This window comes from Corynebacterium sp. S7 (assembly GCF_054401105.1).
Genome location: NZ_CM136760.1, coordinates 1 through 20,310 on the forward strand (window position 1 = coordinate 1; position 20,310 = coordinate 20,310).

The 20,310-nt window shown below is 56.2% G+C and carries 17 protein-coding genes; 14 read left to right on the plus strand and 3 right to left on the minus strand.

Annotation, left to right across the window (positions count from 1 at the left end; genetic code table 11):
- Nucleotides 1-100 precede the first annotated feature (100 nt).
- The 8 genes from dnaA to ACXZ66_RS00040 all read left to right on the plus strand — a co-directional run bounded on the left by dnaA (nucleotide 101) and on the right by ACXZ66_RS00040 (nucleotide 11,593).
- Nucleotides 101-1,762 carry a chromosomal replication initiator protein DnaA gene (dnaA, locus tag ACXZ66_RS00005; protein ID WP_458749579.1) on the plus strand — a complete coding sequence of 554 codons (1,662 nt, stop codon included), beginning with the start codon at nucleotides 101-103 and terminating at the stop codon, nucleotides 1,760-1,762.
- Nucleotides 1,763-2,354: 592 nt separating this feature from the next.
- Nucleotides 2,355-3,545, plus strand: a complete 1,191-nt coding sequence (gene dnaN, locus ACXZ66_RS00010; RefSeq protein ID WP_458749581.1) for a DNA polymerase III subunit beta — start codon at nucleotides 2,355-2,357, stop codon at nucleotides 3,543-3,545.
- A 17-nt stretch (nucleotides 3,546-3,562) separates the two neighbouring features.
- Nucleotides 3,563-4,780 carry a DNA replication/repair protein RecF gene (gene recF / locus ACXZ66_RS00015; RefSeq protein ID WP_458749582.1) on the plus strand — a complete coding sequence of 406 codons (1,218 nt, stop codon included), beginning with the start codon at nucleotides 3,563-3,565 and terminating at the stop codon, nucleotides 4,778-4,780.
- A complete protein-coding gene (locus tag ACXZ66_RS00020; protein WP_458749584.1) occupies nucleotides 4,780-5,400 on the plus strand; it encodes a DciA family protein in 621 nt (206 codons plus the stop codon). The genes recF and ACXZ66_RS00020 overlap by 1 nt, the downstream gene beginning before the upstream one ends.
- Nucleotides 5,401-5,539: 139 nt before the next feature.
- Complete coding sequence (gene gyrB, locus ACXZ66_RS00025) at nucleotides 5,540-7,609, plus strand: DNA topoisomerase (ATP-hydrolyzing) subunit B (RefSeq protein WP_458749586.1); 2,070 nt, start codon at nucleotides 5,540-5,542, stop codon at nucleotides 7,607-7,609.
- A gap of 173 nt (nucleotides 7,610-7,782) precedes the next feature.
- Nucleotides 7,783-9,204 (plus strand): LLM class flavin-dependent oxidoreductase, encoded by a 1,422-nt coding sequence (locus ACXZ66_RS00030; RefSeq protein ID WP_458749587.1) that lies wholly within the window; start codon nucleotides 7,783-7,785, stop codon nucleotides 9,202-9,204.
- Entirely contained in the window at nucleotides 9,201-10,388 is a 1,188-nt protein-coding gene (locus ACXZ66_RS00035) for an acyl-CoA dehydrogenase family protein (protein ID WP_458749589.1), read from the plus strand. The genes ACXZ66_RS00030 and ACXZ66_RS00035 overlap by 4 nt, the downstream gene beginning before the upstream one ends.
- On the plus strand, nucleotides 10,385-11,593 hold the full coding sequence (locus tag ACXZ66_RS00040) for an acyl-CoA dehydrogenase family protein (protein WP_458749591.1): 1,209 nt from the start codon (nucleotides 10,385-10,387) through the stop codon (nucleotides 11,591-11,593). The genes ACXZ66_RS00035 and ACXZ66_RS00040 overlap by 4 nt, the downstream gene beginning before the upstream one ends.
- Here ACXZ66_RS00040 and ACXZ66_RS00045 read toward each other — a convergent pair.
- Entirely contained in the window at nucleotides 11,590-12,732 is a 1,143-nt protein-coding gene (locus ACXZ66_RS00045) for an ROK family transcriptional regulator (protein WP_458749593.1), read from the minus strand. The genes ACXZ66_RS00040 and ACXZ66_RS00045 overlap by 4 nt on opposite strands.
- Before the next feature lie 174 nt (nucleotides 12,733-12,906).
- Between ACXZ66_RS00045 and ACXZ66_RS00050 the strand changes: the two genes are divergently transcribed.
- The 6 genes from ACXZ66_RS00050 to ACXZ66_RS00075 all read left to right on the plus strand — a co-directional run bounded on the left by ACXZ66_RS00050 (nucleotide 12,907) and on the right by ACXZ66_RS00075 (nucleotide 17,920).
- Complete coding sequence (locus ACXZ66_RS00050) at nucleotides 12,907-14,085, plus strand: LLM class flavin-dependent oxidoreductase (RefSeq protein WP_458749595.1); 1,179 nt, start codon at nucleotides 12,907-12,909, stop codon at nucleotides 14,083-14,085.
- Complete coding sequence (locus tag ACXZ66_RS00055; protein WP_458749596.1) at nucleotides 14,082-14,966, plus strand: ABC transporter permease; 885 nt, start codon at nucleotides 14,082-14,084, stop codon at nucleotides 14,964-14,966. Before ACXZ66_RS00050 ends, ACXZ66_RS00055 begins: the two co-directional genes overlap by 4 nt.
- 5 nt (nucleotides 14,967-14,971) lie before the next feature.
- On the plus strand, nucleotides 14,972-16,006 hold the full coding sequence (locus tag ACXZ66_RS00060; RefSeq protein ID WP_458749597.1) for a taurine ABC transporter substrate-binding protein: 1,035 nt from the start codon (nucleotides 14,972-14,974) through the stop codon (nucleotides 16,004-16,006).
- A 51-nt stretch (nucleotides 16,007-16,057) separates the two neighbouring features.
- A complete protein-coding gene (locus tag ACXZ66_RS00065; RefSeq protein ID WP_458749598.1) occupies nucleotides 16,058-16,837 on the plus strand; it encodes an ABC transporter ATP-binding protein in 780 nt (259 codons plus the stop codon).
- A 68-nt stretch (nucleotides 16,838-16,905) separates the two neighbouring features.
- The gene (locus tag ACXZ66_RS00070; protein ID WP_458749600.1) at nucleotides 16,906-17,403 is read left to right on the plus strand and encodes a flavin reductase family protein; all 498 of its coding nucleotides are present in this window, start codon (nucleotides 16,906-16,908) and stop codon (nucleotides 17,401-17,403) included.
- A 10-nt stretch (nucleotides 17,404-17,413) separates the two neighbouring features.
- The gene (locus ACXZ66_RS00075) at nucleotides 17,414-17,920 is read left to right on the plus strand and encodes a GNAT family N-acetyltransferase (RefSeq protein WP_458749601.1); all 507 of its coding nucleotides are present in this window, start codon (nucleotides 17,414-17,416) and stop codon (nucleotides 17,918-17,920) included.
- Here the strand turns inward: ACXZ66_RS00075 and ACXZ66_RS00080 are convergent, their stop codons facing one another.
- Nucleotides 17,921-19,138 (minus strand): acyl-CoA dehydrogenase family protein, encoded by a 1,218-nt coding sequence (locus ACXZ66_RS00080; protein WP_458749602.1) that lies wholly within the window; start codon nucleotides 19,136-19,138, stop codon nucleotides 17,921-17,923.
- Between the two features lie 242 nt (nucleotides 19,139-19,380).
- Nucleotides 19,381-20,292 carry a LysR family transcriptional regulator gene (locus tag ACXZ66_RS00085; RefSeq protein ID WP_458749604.1) on the minus strand — a complete coding sequence of 304 codons (912 nt, stop codon included), beginning with the start codon at nucleotides 20,290-20,292 and terminating at the stop codon, nucleotides 19,381-19,383.
- Nucleotides 20,293-20,310: the final 18 nt, after the last annotated feature.

Consider the following 20,310-nt stretch of genomic DNA (forward strand, 5'->3'; position numbering starts at 1 on the left):
CGATCGGCCAGAACACTGATCCACAGCCAGGATCGGTCGGAAAAGCCCGATCGGCATAAGTAGTAATTAATTTTTGTTTTAGACAGACTCGAGGTCTTAAGTGGCGGATCAGTATCAGCAAGTCGACGTGCTTTGGCGCTCAGTCGTCGACGAATTGTTGGAGTTATCAGAACGGCCAAATTCTGATGTTCCAACGTTCACTCATCAAGAACGGGCATATCTTCAACTTGTTCGTCCAGTGATGATTGTTGATGGTTACGCGATTTTGAGCGCACCGCACACCGCCGCAAAGGCAGTGATCGAAGAAACTTTAGGCGAACACATCACTGCTTCTTTGTCGCGGCATTTGGGGCATCCCACCACCATTGCGGTGTCGGTCCAGCAACATCAACCAGAGGTACCCCCTGTCCAAACTGCACCACAGGCACCACAGGCCCAACCTCCAGTCCAGTCTCAGGTACAACCTCAGGTACAACCTCAGGTTCCGCACACCCCGCAGCAATACCAGCAAGCACCACAGCAGGCGCCCCAACACGATGAGTGGACCGCAACCTACAGCGATACTCAGTATCCCGAGGTCGGCAATCAGTACTCCTTTGGCATCGAGCAGCTTTCACGCGCTCACACTGAACCTGCGAAGCAGCCCATCGCCGATCACCGCTCGCACCCGATCGTTGAGCAGCCGCAACGCCTGCCCCGCGAGAAGCCGGCCCACGACCCGGACCGGGAAACCAGCCTGAATCCGAAGTACACTTTCGAGAACTTCGTCATTGGTTCGTCAAACCGCTTCGCGAACGGCGCAGCGGTGGCGGTGGCGGAAAATCCCGCCCGCGCCTACAACCCACTTTTCATCTGGGGTGGTTCCGGTCTGGGCAAGACGCACCTTTTGCATGCGGCGGGCAATTACGCGCAGCTTTTGCAGCCTGGACTGCGCATTAAGTACGTCTCCAGTGAGGAATTCACCAACGACTACATCAACTCAGTGCGAGACGACCGCCAGGAATCCTTTAAGCGTCGCTACCGCAATCTGGATATTTTGATGGTCGACGATATCCAGTTCCTTGAGGGCAAGGAAGGTACTCAGGAAGAGTTCTTCCACACCTTCAATTCGCTGCATCAGTCGAATAAACAGATCATTTTGTCCTCAGACCGTCCTCCAAAACAGCTAACTACCTTGGAGGATCGTCTGCGCACACGTTTCGAGGGAGGTTTGATCACCGATGTTCAGCCACCAGATCTTGAAACTCGCATTGCGATTTTGATGAAGAAGGCCGCAGCCGACGGGACACACGTCGATCACGCTGTTTTGGAACTGATTGCTTCGAAGTTCGAATCGTCGATACGCGAGCTTGAAGGCGCCCTGATCAGGGTTTCGGCCTACTCTTCGCTGATCAACGAGCCGATCACGATGGACGTTGCTCAAATTGCGCTGCGCGACATTCTGCCCGAGGGCGGGACTGTGGAGATCAACGCCAGCACGATCAAAGAGGCGGCCGCGGAGTATTTCGATGTTTCGGTAAGTACGTTGACCGGTGCGGGCAAGACTCGTGCGGTGGCGCATGCGCGCCAGATTGCGATGTATTTGTGCCGTGAGCTCACTGAATTGTCCCTGCCGAAGATCGGCGACGAATTCGGCGGCAAGGATCATACGACCGTGATGTACGCCGATCGGAAAATCCGCAAGGAAATGACCGAAAAGCGCGACACTTATGACGAGATCCAGGAACTCACGCAGATCATTAAGAATCGCGGTCGCGTGTAGTTAGGATTTTTCGCTTCGCGACGATTTCTTCTCCCATAACCCCCAATTTCTCCTGTAATTAGTACCTTGAACAGGAGAGATGGGGGTTTTCCACACTTTCCACAGAGTTATCCACATCCGTGTAATTACAGACTTGTAATTTAATGACTTTGCACACAATGTAGTCTGAGTCACATCGCACTCTTGCCTGTGGATAACTCCGTTTTACCTGTTAAACAATGGTGGATGAATCCATTAATCCTGTGGAGAATCACTTTGACTCGAAATCTATCCACAGAGGGACCGATTTATCCACAAGTTATCCACAGGCAAAATCACACGCCGAAACGCCGAGATAAGCTTGCGAAACAGGGTCTCATCCACAGATCGCACAGGACTTACTGTAGTTACCAAATTTTCTACTAATAATTAACTTGTAGAAGAAGGGGATGGGGACAACTTCGCGGTGAGGCTTCGAATTACAAGAAATCGCCAGAGTGACAAACTTTCACCTTCCGACATAGAGTGGTGATCAATATTTGTTATTTCTGGGTGCTTGGCATGCCAAAAATCCCGCAGCATGAATCAGATTTCAAGGAGTTCGAAGCAAACTATGGACGGCAACAACGTGTCATTCCGTGTTCACAAAGATGATTTGTCGGATGCGGTGGCTTGGGTTGCCCGTGCGCTTCCAACGAAGAACACCCAGCCAGTTCTTCGCGCAGTTGTAATTACCGCAGACGATGCAGGTTTGGAATTCGCGGGATTCGACTATGAGGTTTCTTCCCGCGTTCGCATCGCGGCCGAGGTGGATCAACCAGGGCGTATCGCAGTGGCCGGCAAATTGATGGCAGACATCGTGGCAAACATGCCCGCAAAACCAGTCGAGGTGAAGGTTGTCGGTGGATCGAAGCTTTTGCTCCAGGGTGGATCGGCACGCTTCGAACTGCCTTTGATGCCATTGGATGATTACCCTCAGCTGCCAACTCTGCCGGAAACCACGGGCCGGATCAGCCCTTCGCTTTTCGTCAGCGCTGTCACTCAGGTGGCATCTGCAGCGGGTAAGGATGACACACTTCCCATGCTCACCGGCGTTCACATGGAAGTTAACGGCTCCCATGTTCAGCTGGCTGCAACTGACCGTTTCCGCCTGGCGCTGCGCACCCTCGAGTGGGAGCCAGTCTCACCGGATGTGAAGGCAGACCTGCTCATCCCTGCAAAAACTCTGCTGGATAATGCTCGTACTTTGGATACTCACCTTGATGAGCCAATTGAGATCGCTGTGGGCACCGGCGACAATATCGGCGCCGAGGGTCTGTTCGGCCTGCATTCTGCGAATCGCGAAACCACCACCCGTATGCTCGATGCGGACTTCCCGAATATTCAGCCACTTTTGCCAAAGACGCACACCTCGATGGCAAGTATCGAAATTACGCCGCTGCTCGAGGCCATCCGCCGCGTCAGTTTGGTGGCTGACCGCAACGCCCAGCTGCGCATGGAATTTCGCCCAGGCGAGCTGAGCCTCTTTGCCTCTGGGGCAGAATCTGGCGAGGCCAGCGAAACCATTCCTTGCGCTTTCACCGGTGCAGATGAGCTGGTCATCGCATTCAATTCCGGCTACCTGAAGGACGGGTTGAACGTCATTGACACCGACCGCGCGGTATTCGGCTTCACCGAGCCTTCGCGTCCAGCAATTATGATCCCGGAGCCAGAAAACATGCCCGAAGCCGAAGCTGATGGCACGTTCCTCACTCCGAAAACAGACTTCACCTACCTGCTTATGCCGGTACGCCTACCAGGCTAAAGCAGCGTAGATTCAGCGTGTATTTACGGCATCTTGACTTGCGCGATTTTCGCTCCTGGCAAGAACTTTCACTGGATCTGACCCCGGGAGTAACAGTTTTTTCGGGGCGCAATGGCTTCGGCAAAACAAATATCGTCGAGGCCATTGGCTACATGGCTCATTTGTCCAGCCACCGTGTGCCCTCCGATCAGCCGCTGATTCGCAGCGGCGCCGACAACGCCAGGATCTCCACTACCACGGTCAACGACGGCCGCGAGTTGACTTCCCATCTACTGATCAAGGCTCAGGGTGCCAACCAGGCGCAGATCAATCGCACGCGCCTGAAGTCACCGCGCGAGTTGCTTGGCGTTTTGCACACCGTGCTTTTTGCACCCGAGGATCTGGCGCTGGTCAAGGGCGAGCCCGCCGAGCGGCGCCGATTCATGGACGATCTCATTGCTATTCGCACGCCTCGCTTGGCCGGAGTGAAGGCCGATTATGACAAGATCATGCGCCAGCGCAATGCGCTTTTGAAGAATTCGGGCTTTGACCTGCGTCGCGGCTACGATCACCCCGACGGCGCGAGCGCGCTGACCACGTTGGATGTCTGGGACGCACAGTTGGCAAGTCACGGTTCGCAGGTCATCGCCGCACGACTTTCGCTTATCGACGAGCTTGCGCCACTCATCCACGATGCTTATTCAGCAATCGCTCCTGAATCCCGGCCGGCGTCGGTGTATTACTCCTCGACAGTTGACGATGCTGTGCGCCACATGGCCGGTGAATCCACGCGGGATCCGCAGGTCATCGAGGCCGCGATGCTCAGTGAGCTCGGCCGACGTCGCCGCAACGAGATCGACCGCGGCCTAACCCTTGTGGGGCCACACCGCGACGACCTGCATCTGATCTTGGGCGATCAACCCGCTAAGGGTTTCGCAAGCCACGGGGAATCCTGGTCATTCGCATTGTCGTTGCATCTTGCGGAGTTTCAGCTGTTGGCCTCGCATGGCTCAGACCCGGTGTTAATTCTCGACGACGTGTTCGCCGAACTCGACACTAAGCGCCGCCAACGCTTGGTGCACGTTGCTGAGCAGGCCGAACAAGTTTTAATCACGGCTGCGGTGGGCGATGATCTGCCGGAAAACTTGGCCGACGCAGTTTCCGCGCGATACAAGATCGACATGGTTGATCTGCCCGCGTCGCAGGACTCAGAAGGTTCAGTGCCACAGCGCATTTCTCGGATCGAGGAAGCCTAATGGCCGAAGAAAATGACCTAGTCTCCGAGACTTTTGAAAATCTGCGAAAAACTGCAAAGAAGCGAAACGGCAAGGTTCCTGATTTGCATCGGCAGGGCAGAAACGTCGTCCCCAAGCGCGCACTCGGCCGTCTCACCGAGGAATCTGCAGATGAAGGAATCCGGGTGCCGGGCATCGATCTGGAGAAACCCGGTGCGCAAAAGAAGAGCCGCTACTACGGGCCAGGGCGACCCAGTGGCCCGGATGGTCGAGCTCCGCGCCGCAGCTACCAGGTAAAAGGCTTCAGTGACGTGCTCAAACAAGAGGTGCGCAACCGAGATTGGGCAAAGCCACTCGCTCTTGGTTGGGTGATGGGTCGCTGGGACGAATTGGTGGGGGAGAAGATCGCACAGCACACCACCGTAGAGATGGTGAAAGAGTCGACCTTATTCATTTCTACTGATACGACCGCCTGGGCCTCACAGCTGAAAATGATGAAACCTCAGATCCTGCGCAACATTGCCGAGAAAATTGGTGCTGGTGTGATTACTGACCTGCATGTTTACCCGCCGAAGACGAAAAGTTGGCGTTATGGGCCACTACACGTCAAGGGTCGTGGTCCGCGCGATACTTATGGCTAAAATCTGACCTGGGAAAACGCCGAATCCGGCGCAGTAATGGCCCTGAAACGCACTAGACCCCTGCCACCATAGGTGCCCCTTAGAGTGTAAGATCGATAAGGTTAGAAGTCCATAGCGCGACAGGAGTACTAGGTTTCACGTGGCTAACAACGAATCACACTATGATGCCTCATCGATCACCATCCTTGAGGGTCTCGAAGCCGTGCGCAAGCGCCCAGGCATGTACATCGGTTCGACCGGACCACGAGGTCTGCACCACCTGATCTGGGAGGTCGTAGATAACTCCGTCGATGAAGCAATGGCTGGTTACGCGGATCGCGTAGATGTCACACTTCTCGCCGACGGTGGTGTCCAGGTCGTTGACAATGGTCGTGGCATTCCGGTGGAAATGCACCCTACAGGTGCCCCAACGGTTCAGGTTGTTATGACCCAGCTGCATGCTGGCGGTAAGTTCGACTCGGATTCCTACGCTGTCTCCGGCGGTCTGCACGGTGTGGGTATCTCCGTGGTAAATGCTCTTTCCACGCGCCTTGAGGCTGATATCAAGCGCGATGGAAAGCACTGGATCCAGAACATGAACAATTCGGTTCCAGATCCACTGATCGAGGGCGGCAACGCTCGCGGTACCGGCACCACTATCCGCTTCTGGCCGGACCCGGAGATTTTTGAGACAACTGAATTCGACTATGACACGATTTCGCGTCGCCTCCAGGAAATGGCGTTCCTGAACAAGGGCCTGACCATTACGCTCAAAGACGAGCGGGTTAGCGACGAAGAGCTGGAACTCGAAGCACTCGCGGAAGCAGGAGATACAGCCGAGGCCATCGACGGTGATTCTTTCGATGATGCCGCGGTAGAAGAAACTGTGGCTGATGAGGCAGGAGCAGAAATTGCTCCTAAGAAGCTGAAGAAGCGTGAGAAGAAGGTCACCTATCACTACCCAGACGGTCTGGTGGATTACGTAAAGTTCTTGAATAAGAACAAAACGGTTATTCACCCTTCCATCGTTGGTTTTGAGGCCAAGGGCGACGACCACGAGGTCGAAATCGCGATGCAGTGGAACACCGGGTTTTCGGAGTCCGTGCACACCTTCGCCAACACGATCAACACCCATGAGGGCGGTACCCACGAAGAGGGTTTCCGTTCCGCATTGACTTCGTTGATGAACAGGTACGCGCGCGAGCACAAGCTGATCAAGGACAAGGATCCCAACCTCACCGGTGAGGATTGCCGTGAGGGTCTAGCCGCTGTCGTGTCCGCACGTATTGGTGATCCGCAGTTTGAAGGTCAGACGAAGACGAAGCTGGGCAACACCGAGATCAAGAGCTTCGTGCAGAAGGCCGTCAATGAGCACCTGGCGTTCTGGTTCGATGCCAACCCTGCCGAGGCAAAGGCAATCGTCAATAAGGCGGTATCGTCCTCGCACGCTCGTCAGGCTGCGCGTAAGGCTCGTGACCTGGTTCGTCGTAAGTCCGCTACGGACATGGGCGGCCTGCCCGGCAAGCTCGCTGATTGCCGTTCCAAGGATCCGGTGAAGTCCGAGCTGTTCATCGTGGAGGGCGACTCCGCAGGTGGTTCCGCAAAGCAGGGCCGTGACTCGATGTACCAGGCAATCCTTCCGCTGCGTGGCAAGATCCTCAACGTGGAAAAGGCCCGCATGGACCGCATTTTGAAGAATGCCGAGGTCCAGGCGATCATTACCGCGTTGGGTACTGGTATTAATGAAGAGTTTGACATTAAGAAGCTGCGCTACCACAAGATTGTGCTGATGGCTGACGCTGACGTCGACGGCCAGCACATTGCAACGCTGCTTTTGACCTTGCTCTTCCGCTTCATGCCGGAGCTGATCGAGGAAGGCCACGTCTACCTGGCAAACCCACCTCTATACAAGCTGAAGTGGCAAAAGGGTGAACCTGGTTATGCCTACTCCGATGCCGAGCGCGATCAAGAGCTCGAGGAAGGCTTGGCTGCGGGTCGCAAGATCAACACCGACGATGGCATCCAACGCTACAAGGGTCTCGGCGAGATGAATCCGAACGAGCTGTGGGAGACTACGCTCGATCCCGAGCATCGCATTCTGCGCCGCGTGGACGTTGAGGACGCACAGCGTGCCGACGAGTTGTTCTCGGTTCTGATGGGCGATGATGTTGCGGCTCGCCGCTCCTTCATTACTCGTAAGGCGAAGGACGTCCGCTTCCTGGATGTATAGGGATGTCTAGGGACGTCTAAGCAGAGCGAAATTTCAAGGCGATGGCATACAAGCCATCGCCTTGTGGCATTTCTGAAGGTTTGATTCAGCGTGGCTCAATTCGTTGTCCGTGCGCACTAGTAGATCGTACGGTATTCCATTACCAGACTAAGTAGTCTAGAAATGGAGTATCAATGGCTAATAACCGCCACATTCTTTTCAATGCATTCGATATGAATTGCGTTGCCCATCAGTCGCCCGGCTTGTGGAAGCACCCACAAGACCACGCCCGCGACTACAACACGATCGACTACTGGGTCAATCTTGCGAAGACCTTGGAAAAGGGCCTTTTCGACGGGCTCTTCATCGCAGACGTGCTGGGAACCTACGACGTGTATGGCTCCAGTAACGAAGCGACCTTGCGTGCCGGCACCCAAGTCCCCGTCAATGACCCAATCCTGCTGGTCTCGGCGATGGCTCATGCCACCCAGAACCTAGGATTCGGCATCACAGCGGGTACTGCCTATGAACATCCCTACCCATTCGCGCGCAGGCTCGCTACCATCGACCACTTAAGTGAGGGGCGTGTGGGCTGGAATGTTGTCACCGGCTACCTTCCCTCAGCTGCGCAAAACATGGGAGAGACTGATCAGCTTCCCCACGACCAGCGCTACGACCGTGCCGACGAATACCTCGAGGTCATCTACAAGCTCCTCGAGGGATCATGGGAAGACGATGCCGTGCAGTACAACAAGGAAACCGGCGTCTTCACTGATCCGAAAAAGGTGCACGCTATCAACCATCATGGCGAGCATTTCGACGTGCCAGGAATTGCGATCACAGAGCCGAGCATTCAGCGCACCCCAGTGATTTATCAGGCGGGCGCATCGCCGCGTGGCCTTCGCTTCGCTGGTGAAAACGCGGAAGCAGTGTTCATTAATTCCAATACCGTTGAAACGATGAAGGAAACCGTAGCCAAGATTCGTGCTTCGGCAGTTGAGGCGGGACGCGACCCATATTCCATCCGAGTCTTTGCAATGGAAACCATTATTACGGGTGCGACGGAGCAGGACGCCTTGGACAAACTTGCTGAATACAAGCAGTACATCGACCCCGTTGGCGGTTTAACCCTCATGTCCGGATGGACCGGTGCTGATCTGTCGCTCTACGACCTGGACGAGCCAATCACCAACATCGAATCCAACGCAATCCAGTCCACAGCAGCAACCATCAGCAATGGCACAGGTGAAGGCGCATGGACCGTGCGCAAGCTGGGAGAATCAACCGGTATCGGCGGATTCGGACCGGTACTTGTTGGTTCGGGCGCCCAGGTTGCCTCTGAACTTGCCCGCATCCAGGACGAAACGGACCTGGATGGTTTCAACTTCGCCTACGCCATTACTCCAGGGTCTTTCGAAGACATCGTGGAATATGTAGTTCCTGAGCTGCAAAAACTTGGGCGTTATAAAACTAAGTACACGCCAGGCTCATTGCGCAACAAGCTCTTTGGTGCAGGTGATCGCCTTCCTGACAATCACCGCGGGGCAAGCTACCGCATCGGTCGAGAAAATTCGACGGCTGCAGCGAACCGAGAGGCAGTGGAGGTAAACGCATGAGTACCGTACAGAATGTAATTGAGCAGCTCACACCTGTTTTCGAAGAGATTGCGAGCAGTGCCGCCGAACGAGAGACAGAAAGGAACTTCAGTCGGGAGCTCGTCGTAAAGCTAAAAGCCGGAGGATTCACGCGCCTCCGTGTGCCCACTGAATATGGAGGTCTAGGGCTGTCTTTGCCCGAGGCTTTCGAAGTGCTCGTCGAGTTGGCCGCGGCTGATTCGAACCTAGCGCAAGGGCTGCGCCCGCATTTCTTGGCGGTGGAATCGCTCCTGGTTGCGCCCGAATCTGAGTACCGACGGAGGTGGTTAGCCAAAGTAGGATCCGGGGAGATCGCCATCGGCAACGCGTTAACCGAGGTGGGCAATACTGCCGGCGAGCTAAACACCACGATTCGTCGCGAAGGCGATGAGCTGCTTGTTTCCGGAACCAAGTTCTACAGCACGGGTAGTTTGTATGCCGATTGGATCCAGGTGCATGCCCTCGATGAGGAGGGGCGGGACGCGTTCGTGTTCATCAATCGTGATGCGCCAGGAGTTTCACTTTTCGACGATTGGGACGGCTTCGGACAGCAATTGTCGGCATCCGGAACCAGCATTTTTGAGAATGTGGTTGTCGATCCACGTGATGTTGGCTATCGCGAATACTCGGCACCTGGCTCCTTCCAAGCAACGGCGCAGGCACACCATTTGTCTACGCTGACGGGGATTTCACGCTCGGTGGTCCGCGACTTTGTGGAGTACGTGAGGGGACGCACGAGGATTTTTAGCCACGGTAGTGGCGACCTGCCGAGACATGATCCTCAGGTGCAACAAGTAGTTGGCGAGGTGAAGGCTGCATCCTACGGGGTGGACAAGGTTTTCGAAGGTTTTGTGCGCGAGCTCGACGAGGTATCTGAAAAGGCGCAGGCGGGAACCGCAACCGATGCTGACTATTCGGCCATTGACCTTGCTGCCTACCAGGCCCAACTCACCATCGCTCCCGCCGTTCTTACTCAGTCGACGAAAGCCTTCGAGGTCGGGGGTGCTTCCGCAACGTCGAAGAAACTTGGCCTTGATCGGCATTGGCGCAACGCGCGCGTGCTGGCGAATCACAACCCCATCATTTACCGGGCCCGCCTGATCGGAGCCGATGCCCTAAACGGCGGCCATGTAGCCGCGCAATACACGATTGGATCTCACGCATGACAACAACATTTGAGCAGCTCATCGACCGTTTTGGTCCTACCTTGGACAAGATCCGCGCAGGTGCAGCAGAGCGCGAATTGAACCGAAGGCTGCCGGAGGACGAAGTCAAGCAGCTCCGTTTGCTGGGCATCACGGGATTGCGGGTTCCGCAAGAATATGGCGGAGAAGGCGCACCACTTGAAGCAGTGGTTGAGCTCTACATCGAGATCGCCTCGGCCGATTCCAATATTGCTCAGGCGTTGCGCGGCCACTTTGCTTTCACTGAGCAGCTTCTTGAATCACCCGAGAGCGAATTCAAGCATCACTGGCTCACCGAAATCGCGAGCGGAAAGCTCTTCGGAAATGCAGAAAGTGAGCGTCGCGGAGTTTACGGTGATCCACACACATTCATCGACGAAATTCCAACCGACGATGGCGCCAAACACGTTCTTCATGGAACGAAGTTCTACACCACGGGGACGTATTTCGCTGACTACACCTGGACAACAGCTTTGTGGCGCAGGGCAAATGGCGACGAACACCTGGTCAGCCTGCCTGTCAATGTTCGCGCACCTGGCGTTGAGATTATCGACGATTGGGCAGGCTTCGGCCAGCGCCTGACAGCTTCGGGAACCACCACTTTCAACGATGTCGAGGTGGATCCTCGCTGGATAGTCATCCGCGAAACGCACTCCTCGTTGGTATGGTCCTACCTGCAGATCAACCTCCTCACAGTGCTTGTAGGTAGTGCCGACGCTGTAGTTCGAGAGGTCGCGGAGCAGGCGCGATCGTCGTCACGCAATGCCTGGAATCCAGGTGTTGAGCACCGCAGTGACCCCGCAGCGACGGCGGCGCTGGGAGACGCGCGCAGCCGTGTCACGCTAATCCGCGGGGCACTGATAGACGCTTCACGACGAGTCGCCCGGGCAGCTGCAATTGCTACGCCTGAGGCGTTCAACGAGGCAGATGCAGTCATCGCAGCACTATGGTCCGTAGTCTCTGAACAGGCACTTTATGTCACATCGCATGCTTTTGACGCAGTGGGAGCATCGGCGACTCTGAAGGACCGCGCCATCGATCGGCACTGGCGTAATGTGCGCACGGTGTCCTCGAACAATCCAGTCTCGTTGGCGCAAAATGCGGTGGGTGAATACGAACTCAACGGCACACCGGTAGGCACCAATATCGGTAAGGCACTGGAGCGTCCAGCTGCAGTTTCTGTTTAAACAAAATCCAGGGGCTCCTGCCACAGCGGCTGGAGCGCAACCTGGCGGGCGGCATCGATCAACACGTTGCCGCCCGCTTTGCGCAGCCGCATGCTGCTTGGGGCGCCGCCAAGCTCACGCAGATCCTGGACTACTACTTTGAGTCCCTGTGGGTCGGCGGTAAAGGCTTCACCGGCAAGTACTAGTTTTTCCGGGTCCACGATATCTACTGCGACGGTAACGGCGCGGGCAATGCGGTGGGCGCGGGCATCCAAGACTTCACGGGCGCGAGGATCGTTGGAGGCAATGAGCTCGGCAAGGGTGCTTTGATTAAGGCCGCGGGAGCGTGCGTCGTCAAGCGTAAATCTTGTGCTCAGTGGGTGAGCTCCGTGTGTGGAGACGCTGCCATCGGCGAGCGTGCGCAAGGCGACGGTGGGTGTGCCGGAGTGCGCGCGGTGCACGGCGCCGTTGAAGATCCAGGCGTGTCCGACCATTTCGCGGACATAGAAGTAAAGTGTGGAATCCATGCCAACGGTGCTGAGATCGTTGGAGGCCAGTTCGTAGCCGGCCATCGCGGTCACACCGGTGGAGTAATAGACGTGTGCACCGAAGCGCCTGGACATTTCGTCTCCGATGGCTACGTTTTCCCAGCCGAATTCGGCGCTGGTCACGGTGCCAGCGTGGTCGATGTGGGCACTTGTGGCAATACCGATTGTGCTGGGCCCCGGGTGGGTGGCGCCGAGTGCTTTGAGGCGATGCGCGATGAGATCGAGGGAATCTTCCACGGGATTGTCCGGGATGGATAAGGCGAGCGTGGCGTGCTCGAGGAGCCTGCCAGCACCGTCTGCAATGATGATTTCGGTGGAGCGCAAACCCACGTGGATGCCCCAGACGCGCAGGTGAGAGGCATCGATGCGCAAGCCCAGGGAGGGGCGACCTGCGCGGCCGTCAATTTGGGTGGCGGCTACCTCGGTGACGAAGGATTCGCAGATCAGCGAGGACACTGTTCGCGCGACGGTGGGCTGCGACATCTCTAACTGGTCGCGCAATTCCGAGCGCGTGACGCCTGGTTGATTGCGGATCTGGTGGAGAATCCGTGCGCTTCCGGAAGTGGGCACGGCGAATTGCACGGGCGTGCTCAGTTGCGTGGCGATGCTCATAGAAGGAAATAATAGACCAATTTGTCTATGAATCTTCTGAAGGTTAGTTAAATGCGAATTAATATGTTGTGAACTGCATATTTAGCATGAAATTAAAGAGTACGATGCGGGGGATTAATTCACGGCGAATCAAACTCTCGCGAAAAATATGGACAGCATGGTCTACTACTCGTCATGACTAACACGATCTCATTGCATTGGTTCCTACCCACCTACGGTGACTCCCGCGGCATCACAGCTGGCGGGCACGGCGCTGGATTTCATACGGGTTCGCGAACTGCAGATTTGGACTATCTCACACAAATTTCGCTCGCTGCCGAGAAGGGTGGCTTCCAGTCGGTCCTAGTTCCCACTGGCCTGTGGTGCGAGGACGCCTGGATCACCACCGCGGCATTGATCGCGCGCACCAGCAAATTGAAGTTCCTCGTGGCGGTGCGCCCGGGGTTGGTAAGTCCGTTGATCATCGCTCAACAAGCGTTGGCGTTCCAAAAACTTTCGGGCAACCGGCTCAACATCAACGTTGTGGTCGGTGGGGAAGACCACGAGCAGCGCGCATACGGTGATTACTCCACGAAGGAGGACCGCTACCGCAATGCCGACGAAACTCTTGAAATCCTTGACCACCTCTTCCACAACCCAGAGCCATTGGATTACCAGGGCGACTACCAAAAAACTGAAGGCGCGGTCCTGCGGGATCGACCGGAAGTGGCACCTCAAGTCTTCTTCGGTGGCTCCTCCCAGCTGGGCATCGAGGTGGCAGGTCGGCGCTCCGATGTCTACCTCACCTGGGGTGAACCGACTGAGGCAGTAGTGAAAAAGATTGAGCGGGTCCGCGAGCAGGGTGCCAAGAATGGTCGCGAACTTGAGTACGGTATTCGCCTGCATGTGATTGCCCGCGAAACCGAAGAAGAGGCTTGGGATCAGGCACAAGAGTTGCTCGATCAGGTTGACCCGGAGGAGGTAGCGCGAATCCAACAAGGCCTGGCCAAGTCCCAGTCGGAGGGCCAACGTCGCATGAGCGAACTCCACAATAAGGGAGGTGGTTTTAAGGCTGGCACCGATGCGCGCGAGCTCGAGATCTCGCCAAACCTGTGGGCCGGCATTGGCCTGGTCCGCGGCGGAGCCGGCACCGCGCTGGTGGGCTCCTACGAGCAGGTGGCCCAGCGCATTGCAGAGTACCAGCAGATCGGTCTGACCCACTTCGTGCTGTCTGGGTACCCGCACCTCGAAGAGAGCTACCACGTCTCCGAAGGTGTCGTTCCAGAGCTGATTCAGCTGGGCGTGGATGTTGCAGGCCATGAAGCTGGCGCTGCTGAAGCATCTGTCACTACAACCCCATTCGCAGCACGATGACCGCAATAACAGAGACGACAGCAGCTGCAGCACCGGCGAAAGAGCCGGACAACAATTCCGCTGTACAAAAGAAGATTCCGCAGAAGAAACAACGCTGGGTTGCCCACGTTGGCCTCTTCGTTGCCATCATCGCCGTGTGGTGGGCAGCAACGAAGATTTTCTCCATCAACCCCGTGGTTCTTCCTGGACCACAGCTAGTACTCAAAGAAATCATCGATGCCTCTCGCTGCGTCCCCGTTGGCGAGGGCAGTGCCCGACTCACCTGTGGCGAGCAAGGATATTTTCTCTGGCAACATCTCGCGGCCACCTTACAGCGCATCGCCGTAGGCCTCGGAGCAGGCATTATCGTCGGAGTGTTGCTGGGCTGGGCACTCAGTTCCGCACCTCGGGTGCGCTCCCTTGTCGAGCCGTACATCACGTTCATCCGCGCCCTGCCACCTATGGGCTACATCGGCCTGCTCATCGTCTGGTTCGGCATCGGCGACGGTTCCAAGATTATTCTCCTGTTCCTTGCCACATTCCCAATTGTCACAGTGGGCACTCTCGGCGGCTTTCTCGGAGTGCGCGAGGATTGGGTCCGGGCAGCGCGCACTCTCGGCGCGAAACCCATAGACGTGTTCCGCACAGTGAAAATCCCTGGTGCAGCTCCCGAGATTCTTTCGTCGATACGCCTTGCCTCCTCGGCCGCGTGGGCGTCGATCGTTGCCGCAGAAATCAACGACGGAATTCCCGGCATTGGTGGCCTAGCCTACGTATCGGGCACTTCGCTGAACACCGCGATGTCCATCGGCGCGATTCTGATTATTGGTGTGATCGCGCTGCTTATGGACCAGTTCATCGTGTGGATCGACCGCCGCGTGAATCCGTGGCGCGGAAAGTAACAAGAATGAAAAGATACTTATCGACGACAGCCCTCGTGGCACTTGCCGGACTCGCATTAGCGGGGTGCGTAGGCGCCCCGGCAAGCTCATACGAAATTTCGCAAGACGTGACATGCCCAGTGGCACCTGCAGAAACAACAGGTAAACTGCGCATTGGCTACCAGGTAATTGCGGGATCGACGCTGTACCTGCGAGACCAAGGCCTAGTCGAGGCCTGCTATCCCAATGCCGAAGTGAAGTGGGTGCGTTTCCCCACGGGCCAAGATGTCGTGCAGGGTTTTGCATCTGAGTCCATCGACTTTGGTGTGCTGGGATCGCCACCGGCGGCCAACGGACTGAGCCAGCCCATTGATGTACAGGGCAAAATCATCCGCACGAATAATGTCACCGGCTCTGGCGAGGCACTCGTCGCCCGCAACGACACCGGGATTACCTCCATCCAGGAGCTGCGGGGCAAGCGCATCGCCACAGGTGCGAATTCCACGGTGCATTACTCGCTGCTCAAGGCATTGGAGGCCGAGGGAATTGACCCGGCATCCGAGGTAGAGATCGTTCCGATGTCGCCCGACGTACTACCGGGCGCATGGAGTTCGGGAGACGTCGACGCGGCGTATATTTGGGGCCCGGCACTTGTGGAAATCCAAAAGACTGGCACCACGTTGATCGATTCTGGACAGGTGGCTCAGGAGGGTGCACCGACATTCCAGTTCACCATGGGCACCGACAAAATCATCGAGTCCAACCCCGACTACATAGATGTTTGGAGCAAGCTCGAAGACTATGCCGTGGGCATCTACCGCACCGACCCCGAGCCGTTCATCCTGGCCAACTCTGTGCAGACCGGTTTGTCTACCGAGGACACCGACCGGCAACTAAAAGGTGCCGAGCAACTCATTGCGCCGGAAGCAGCTGCGATCCATAACGAGATCACCGATGCCCTATTTAATACTGCGGAGTTCTTGGATCAACAAGGTATTGCCACTGCAGTCGAACGCAGCCATTACGAAGATGCCGTGTTGGTACCCGACACCTCGAGCTAATCCCAGCAGAGCCATTTAACTTCTAAGCTCAACTACCAAGAAAGCCCCCTCATGCTCACCATCTCGCAACTTCAACACACCTATTTCACCGAAGCGGGCGATACTGTTAACGCGCTCGACGGGGTAAACCTCACGGTTGGCAACGGCGAATTCGTTTGCCTGGTCGGGCCCTCGGGCTGTGGAAAATCAACGCTTCTGCGCCTCATTGCAGGATTTGAGAAACCCACCTCGGGCTACATCGCCACAGCAAGTTCTGAAGGATTAACCGAGGTCACAGGACCTGGAACCGATCGGGGAGTGGTGTTTCAACAACCCAACCTCTTTCCCTGGTTAAGTGTCCGCGACAACATTCACCTTGCCGCCAAGTACCAATCCGACCCGGAGATTGCCGACCAGGCCGACGCGCTCATTGACATCGTGGGCCTCGCTGACGCCGCCGAGCGTCTGCCCCACGAACTCTCCGGTGGCATGCAGCAGCGCGCCCAAATTGCACGCGTTCTTGCAGCGCAGCCCGAAACCGTACTGATGGATGAGCCTTTCGGCGCGCTAGACCCCTTTACCCGTGAGGTGTTGCAGGCGGAATTATTAGGGATCTGGAGGCGTTACAGCCCAACAGTAGTCTTTGTTACGCACTCGGTAGAGGAGGCGATTTTGCTTGGGCAGAGGGTCGTGGTCATGGGTGCTCATCCAGGGCACATTATCGACGAGATTGCGGTGCCGAAGCAGCTGCACCCACACTCAGTCGACGAATTTGCCGAGGTAAAAGCCTCACCCGAGTTTGTTCAGTTACGCCACAACGTGACTATGGCAGTGCACGCAGCGCACCGTTAGTTTTTAGTTTTTCTCACCACGATTCGAACTATTGTTTAGGAAACAGACCGCATGGTCTACTGATGCACATGAGCAACCAGACACAAATTTTGAACTCCACCGCGATTCGTTCCGTATTTACCCACATTCCTACTCCGCTTGTCGTTGTCGCAGCTGACATCAATGGTGAGGCGACCGGCCTGACCGTCGGTTCCTTCGTTGGCCAGTCCCTCGAGCCAGCCCTGGTCAGCGTGAGCATCCAGGACACCTCTACTACCTGGCCTCGCCTGCGCTGCGCCGACCATATCGGCATCTCGGTGCTTAGCGAGGATCACGCACACCTCGTGCGTCAGTTCGCCGGGCCTTCCTCCGAACGCTTTAAGGACGTCAACCTGGAAGAAGACGGCTCCGCGCTCCTGCTCGCCGAAGCAGGCGCCCAGCTGACCTGCCGGCTCGTCGACGAGATCCGCATCGGCGACCACATTCAGGCCATCCTCGAGGTCATTCGCGTAGTAGAGCGCCCTGGCGCAGGCCCCTTGGTGTACCAGGGCCGCAAAATCAGCAACGCCCGCGCCATCGACCTCTAGAATAAACTCCATGCAATTGAGCCGACCATCCACCGACTTCCACCGCAGCTTCCTGGAAGTCTGGCAGGGCGAAGATGTCGGCGAGGGCCACGGCATGAGCCTCGAGCTCGCAGAGGGCCTAAATCTCAATCAGGCGAGAGATTTCGCCACGTGGGTGCACAAGCTTATCGACGAAGAGCGCTCACCCCAGCCCGGCCGAGTTCCTTCCACAAACCTCTGGATGACAGAAGGCTCCACCTATCTCGGCAGTATTCAGCTGCGCCACGAACTGGGAACAGAGTACCTGCGCGCGCGGGGCGGTCACGTGGGATACACGGTGCGATCGTCGTCACGCGGAAAAGGCCTAGCCACTGCCGCCTTGCTGCAACTGCTGCCTGTGGCCCGCGAACGTGGGCTGGAAAAACTCCTAGTGACCTGCCTCGATGCCAACCCGGCCTCCGCGCGCGTGATTGAGAAAGCGGGAGGCGTCTACGAAATGACTACCGATCGGCTGCGCCGTTATTGGGTGGAACTCTAACTATCGAAATGCTGATTCGCCGGTGAGCTTCTGACCGATAATCAAGGTGTGAACCTCGTCGGTTCCCTCGTAAGTGCGCACAGATTCCAGGTTGTTTGCGTGCCGTAGTGGCGAATAGTCAAGAGTGATGCCATTGCCTCCCAAGATGGTGCGCGCTTGACGGCAAATCTCAATTGCGGAGCGACAATTGGTCAACTTTGCTACCGAGATCTGGTGATTCTCCAGCGTGCCATTGTCGTGAGCGCGCCCGATGTGAAGTGCTAGAAGCTGGCCACGGTTGAGCTCCACAGTCATGTTGGTGAGCTTTTCTTGGGTGAGTTGGTACGCGCTGAGGGGCTTATCAAATTGGATGCGGTTGTTGGCATAATCCAAAGCAACTTCGATGGAATCACGGGCTGCGCCCATGGCACCCCAGGCAATACCGAAACGAGCCTCGTTCAGGCAGAGGAAAGGTCCCTTGAGACCCGGGTTCTTTGGCAAGATGGCATCGGTGGGGAGATGGACCTGCTCGAGTGAAATGTCGCACTGGATTGATGCGCGCATCGACAATTTCTGCTTAATCGGTTCGGCCTTGAATCCTGCAGTCTCAGTAGGAACGATGAATCCGCGGATAGTTTCACCTTGTTTGTTACCGTCCCCCTCGAGCACACCGGCGGCCCGGGCATCGTCATCACTGACCTTTGCCCAGATAATGGCAACCTGTGCGTTGTTGGCCAACCCGATCCACCTTTTTGCGCCATTGAGCACCCATTCGCCTCCTTCGAATGAAGCGCGCGTAGCCATCGATGAGGGGTCAGATCCAGCGGTTGGTTCCGTCAATCCAAAGCAGCCAATGACTTCACCTGTAGCCATCTTCGGCAACCATTCTTGTTTTTGTTCCTCGGAGCCATTTTTGTAGATCGCCGTCATTGCCAATGAACCCTGAACTGAAACCACGGTGCGAATTCCCGAGTCGCCGGCTTCAAGCTCTTGCATGGCAATGCCATATTCCGTTGCGCTTCGCCCGCCGCAGCCATAACCCTCAATGTGCATTCCGAAAAGGCCTTCAGCAGCCATATCTGGAATGAGATCTAGCGGTAGAGTTGCCTGATCAAACCACTCGGCAATATTTGGGCGGATTCGACGATCCACGAAGTCAGCGATCCTATCGCGGGTGGCCAACTCCTCCTGAGACAGGAGAGCTTCCAGATTGATCAGGTCAGTTGCGTGCTTGGGCATGAAAGGCTCCTTGATTATGAGAGTGAAACCAAAACTAGCGGGAGTACTGAGAGACCCGGTGAGGAATAGCTCAAAGATTCAAACTAGGTTTAGTGGTTTGCGACACAATAACACCGTGAAAGTGTGCTGAATCCCAAATTATGCAGTGGATGAACTGCCATTCATGCCTTGACCTGGATTATTGCTTATCTGGCCATAAAGTAGACATAGATGGTCAATTTTCGCTGTTCTACCTCCCGTGATCAACGGTCTGAAGGCTTGGAACCTGCATCTTCTCTCAGCGTATTCAGTGACTCGATAACTTTGGCGACCGATGGGTTTGGGTTCCTTTTTGCCCAGGCCAATCCAATCCGCATTGGCGCGGTTTCGAGGTTGGTTATTGGGCGGTACACCACATCGCGCATTGACATCATCATCGTCGATTCGACTACCAAGGCAACCCCGACACCCGCACCGACCATGGCCAAGAGGCTGTACGGGTCAGTCGCTTCGTAAATTCTGGACGGGCTTGCTGAAGCCTCGGCAAGTAACGACATGCCCTGGGCGCGAACAGAGGAACCATGACCAGCGGGGTAGCTGACCAGCGGTTCGCCATCTAGATCGGGAAGTTCAATTGATGGGGATGATGCCAAGGGATGGCTGGCGGGCAGCGCTACAACAATGTTTTCATCTCGCACCGAAATTGCTTGAATCGAACGACCGACGGGAAGTGCGACAACTCCGAAGTCTATTTCACCGGTTTCGATCAGTTCTCGAGCATGTTCAGAATAAACCTGTGGCCTGGGTTCCAGTCGAATCCCCGGGAATGCCGTACCCACAGTGCGGACCAAATGCGACAGGGCTCGATAACCAGAAGCACCCCCGAATCCAATGCTTACCACCCCCGTTTCACCTCCGGCTGCGGACCGGGCAACCTCTTTGCATTTTTGCACTTCCGCTAGCACTATCCGGGCGTGTGGAACCATCGCTTCTCCTGCTATGGAAAGCGTAACTTGCCTGGTAGTGCGGTCAAACAGCTGGACGCCAAGCTCGCTTTCGAGTGCACGAATAGAGCGGCTGAGTGGAGATTGTGCGACGTGTAAACGCTCGGCTGCTCGCCCGAAATGCAGTTCCTCCGCTACGACGAGAAAGGCTTCCAGCTGTCGAAATTCCACTTTTACTCCTAAAAGTAC

Excerpts from the sequence above, each read along its gene's own strand:
- dnaN (WP_458749581.1), top strand. The coding sequence starts at position 2,355 with ATGGACGGCAACAACGTGTCATTCCGTGTTCACAAAGATGATTTGTCG.
- ACXZ66_RS00020 (WP_458749584.1), top strand. The coding sequence starts at position 4,780 with ATGGCCGAAGAAAATGACCTAGTCTCCGAGACTTTTGAAAATCTGCGA.
- ACXZ66_RS00030 (WP_458749587.1), top strand. The coding sequence starts at position 7,783 with ATGGCTAATAACCGCCACATTCTTTTCAATGCATTCGATATGAATTGC.
- ACXZ66_RS00035 (WP_458749589.1), top strand. The coding sequence starts at position 9,201 with ATGAGTACCGTACAGAATGTAATTGAGCAGCTCACACCTGTTTTCGAA.
- ACXZ66_RS00040 (WP_458749591.1), top strand. The coding sequence starts at position 10,385 with ATGACAACAACATTTGAGCAGCTCATCGACCGTTTTGGTCCTACCTTG.
- ACXZ66_RS00045 (WP_458749593.1), bottom strand. The coding sequence starts at position 12,732 with ATGAGCATCGCCACGCAACTGAGCACGCCCGTGCAATTCGCCGTGCCC.
- ACXZ66_RS00050 (WP_458749595.1), top strand. The coding sequence starts at position 12,907 with ATGACTAACACGATCTCATTGCATTGGTTCCTACCCACCTACGGTGAC.
- ACXZ66_RS00055 (WP_458749596.1), top strand. The coding sequence starts at position 14,082 with ATGACCGCAATAACAGAGACGACAGCAGCTGCAGCACCGGCGAAAGAG.
- ACXZ66_RS00060 (WP_458749597.1), top strand. The coding sequence starts at position 14,972 with ATGAAAAGATACTTATCGACGACAGCCCTCGTGGCACTTGCCGGACTC.
- ACXZ66_RS00065 (WP_458749598.1), top strand. The coding sequence starts at position 16,058 with ATGCTCACCATCTCGCAACTTCAACACACCTATTTCACCGAAGCGGGC.
- ACXZ66_RS00070 (WP_458749600.1), top strand. The coding sequence starts at position 16,906 with ATGAGCAACCAGACACAAATTTTGAACTCCACCGCGATTCGTTCCGTA.
- ACXZ66_RS00075 (WP_458749601.1), top strand. The coding sequence starts at position 17,414 with ATGCAATTGAGCCGACCATCCACCGACTTCCACCGCAGCTTCCTGGAA.
- ACXZ66_RS00080 (WP_458749602.1), bottom strand. The coding sequence starts at position 19,138 with ATGCCCAAGCACGCAACTGACCTGATCAATCTGGAAGCTCTCCTGTCT.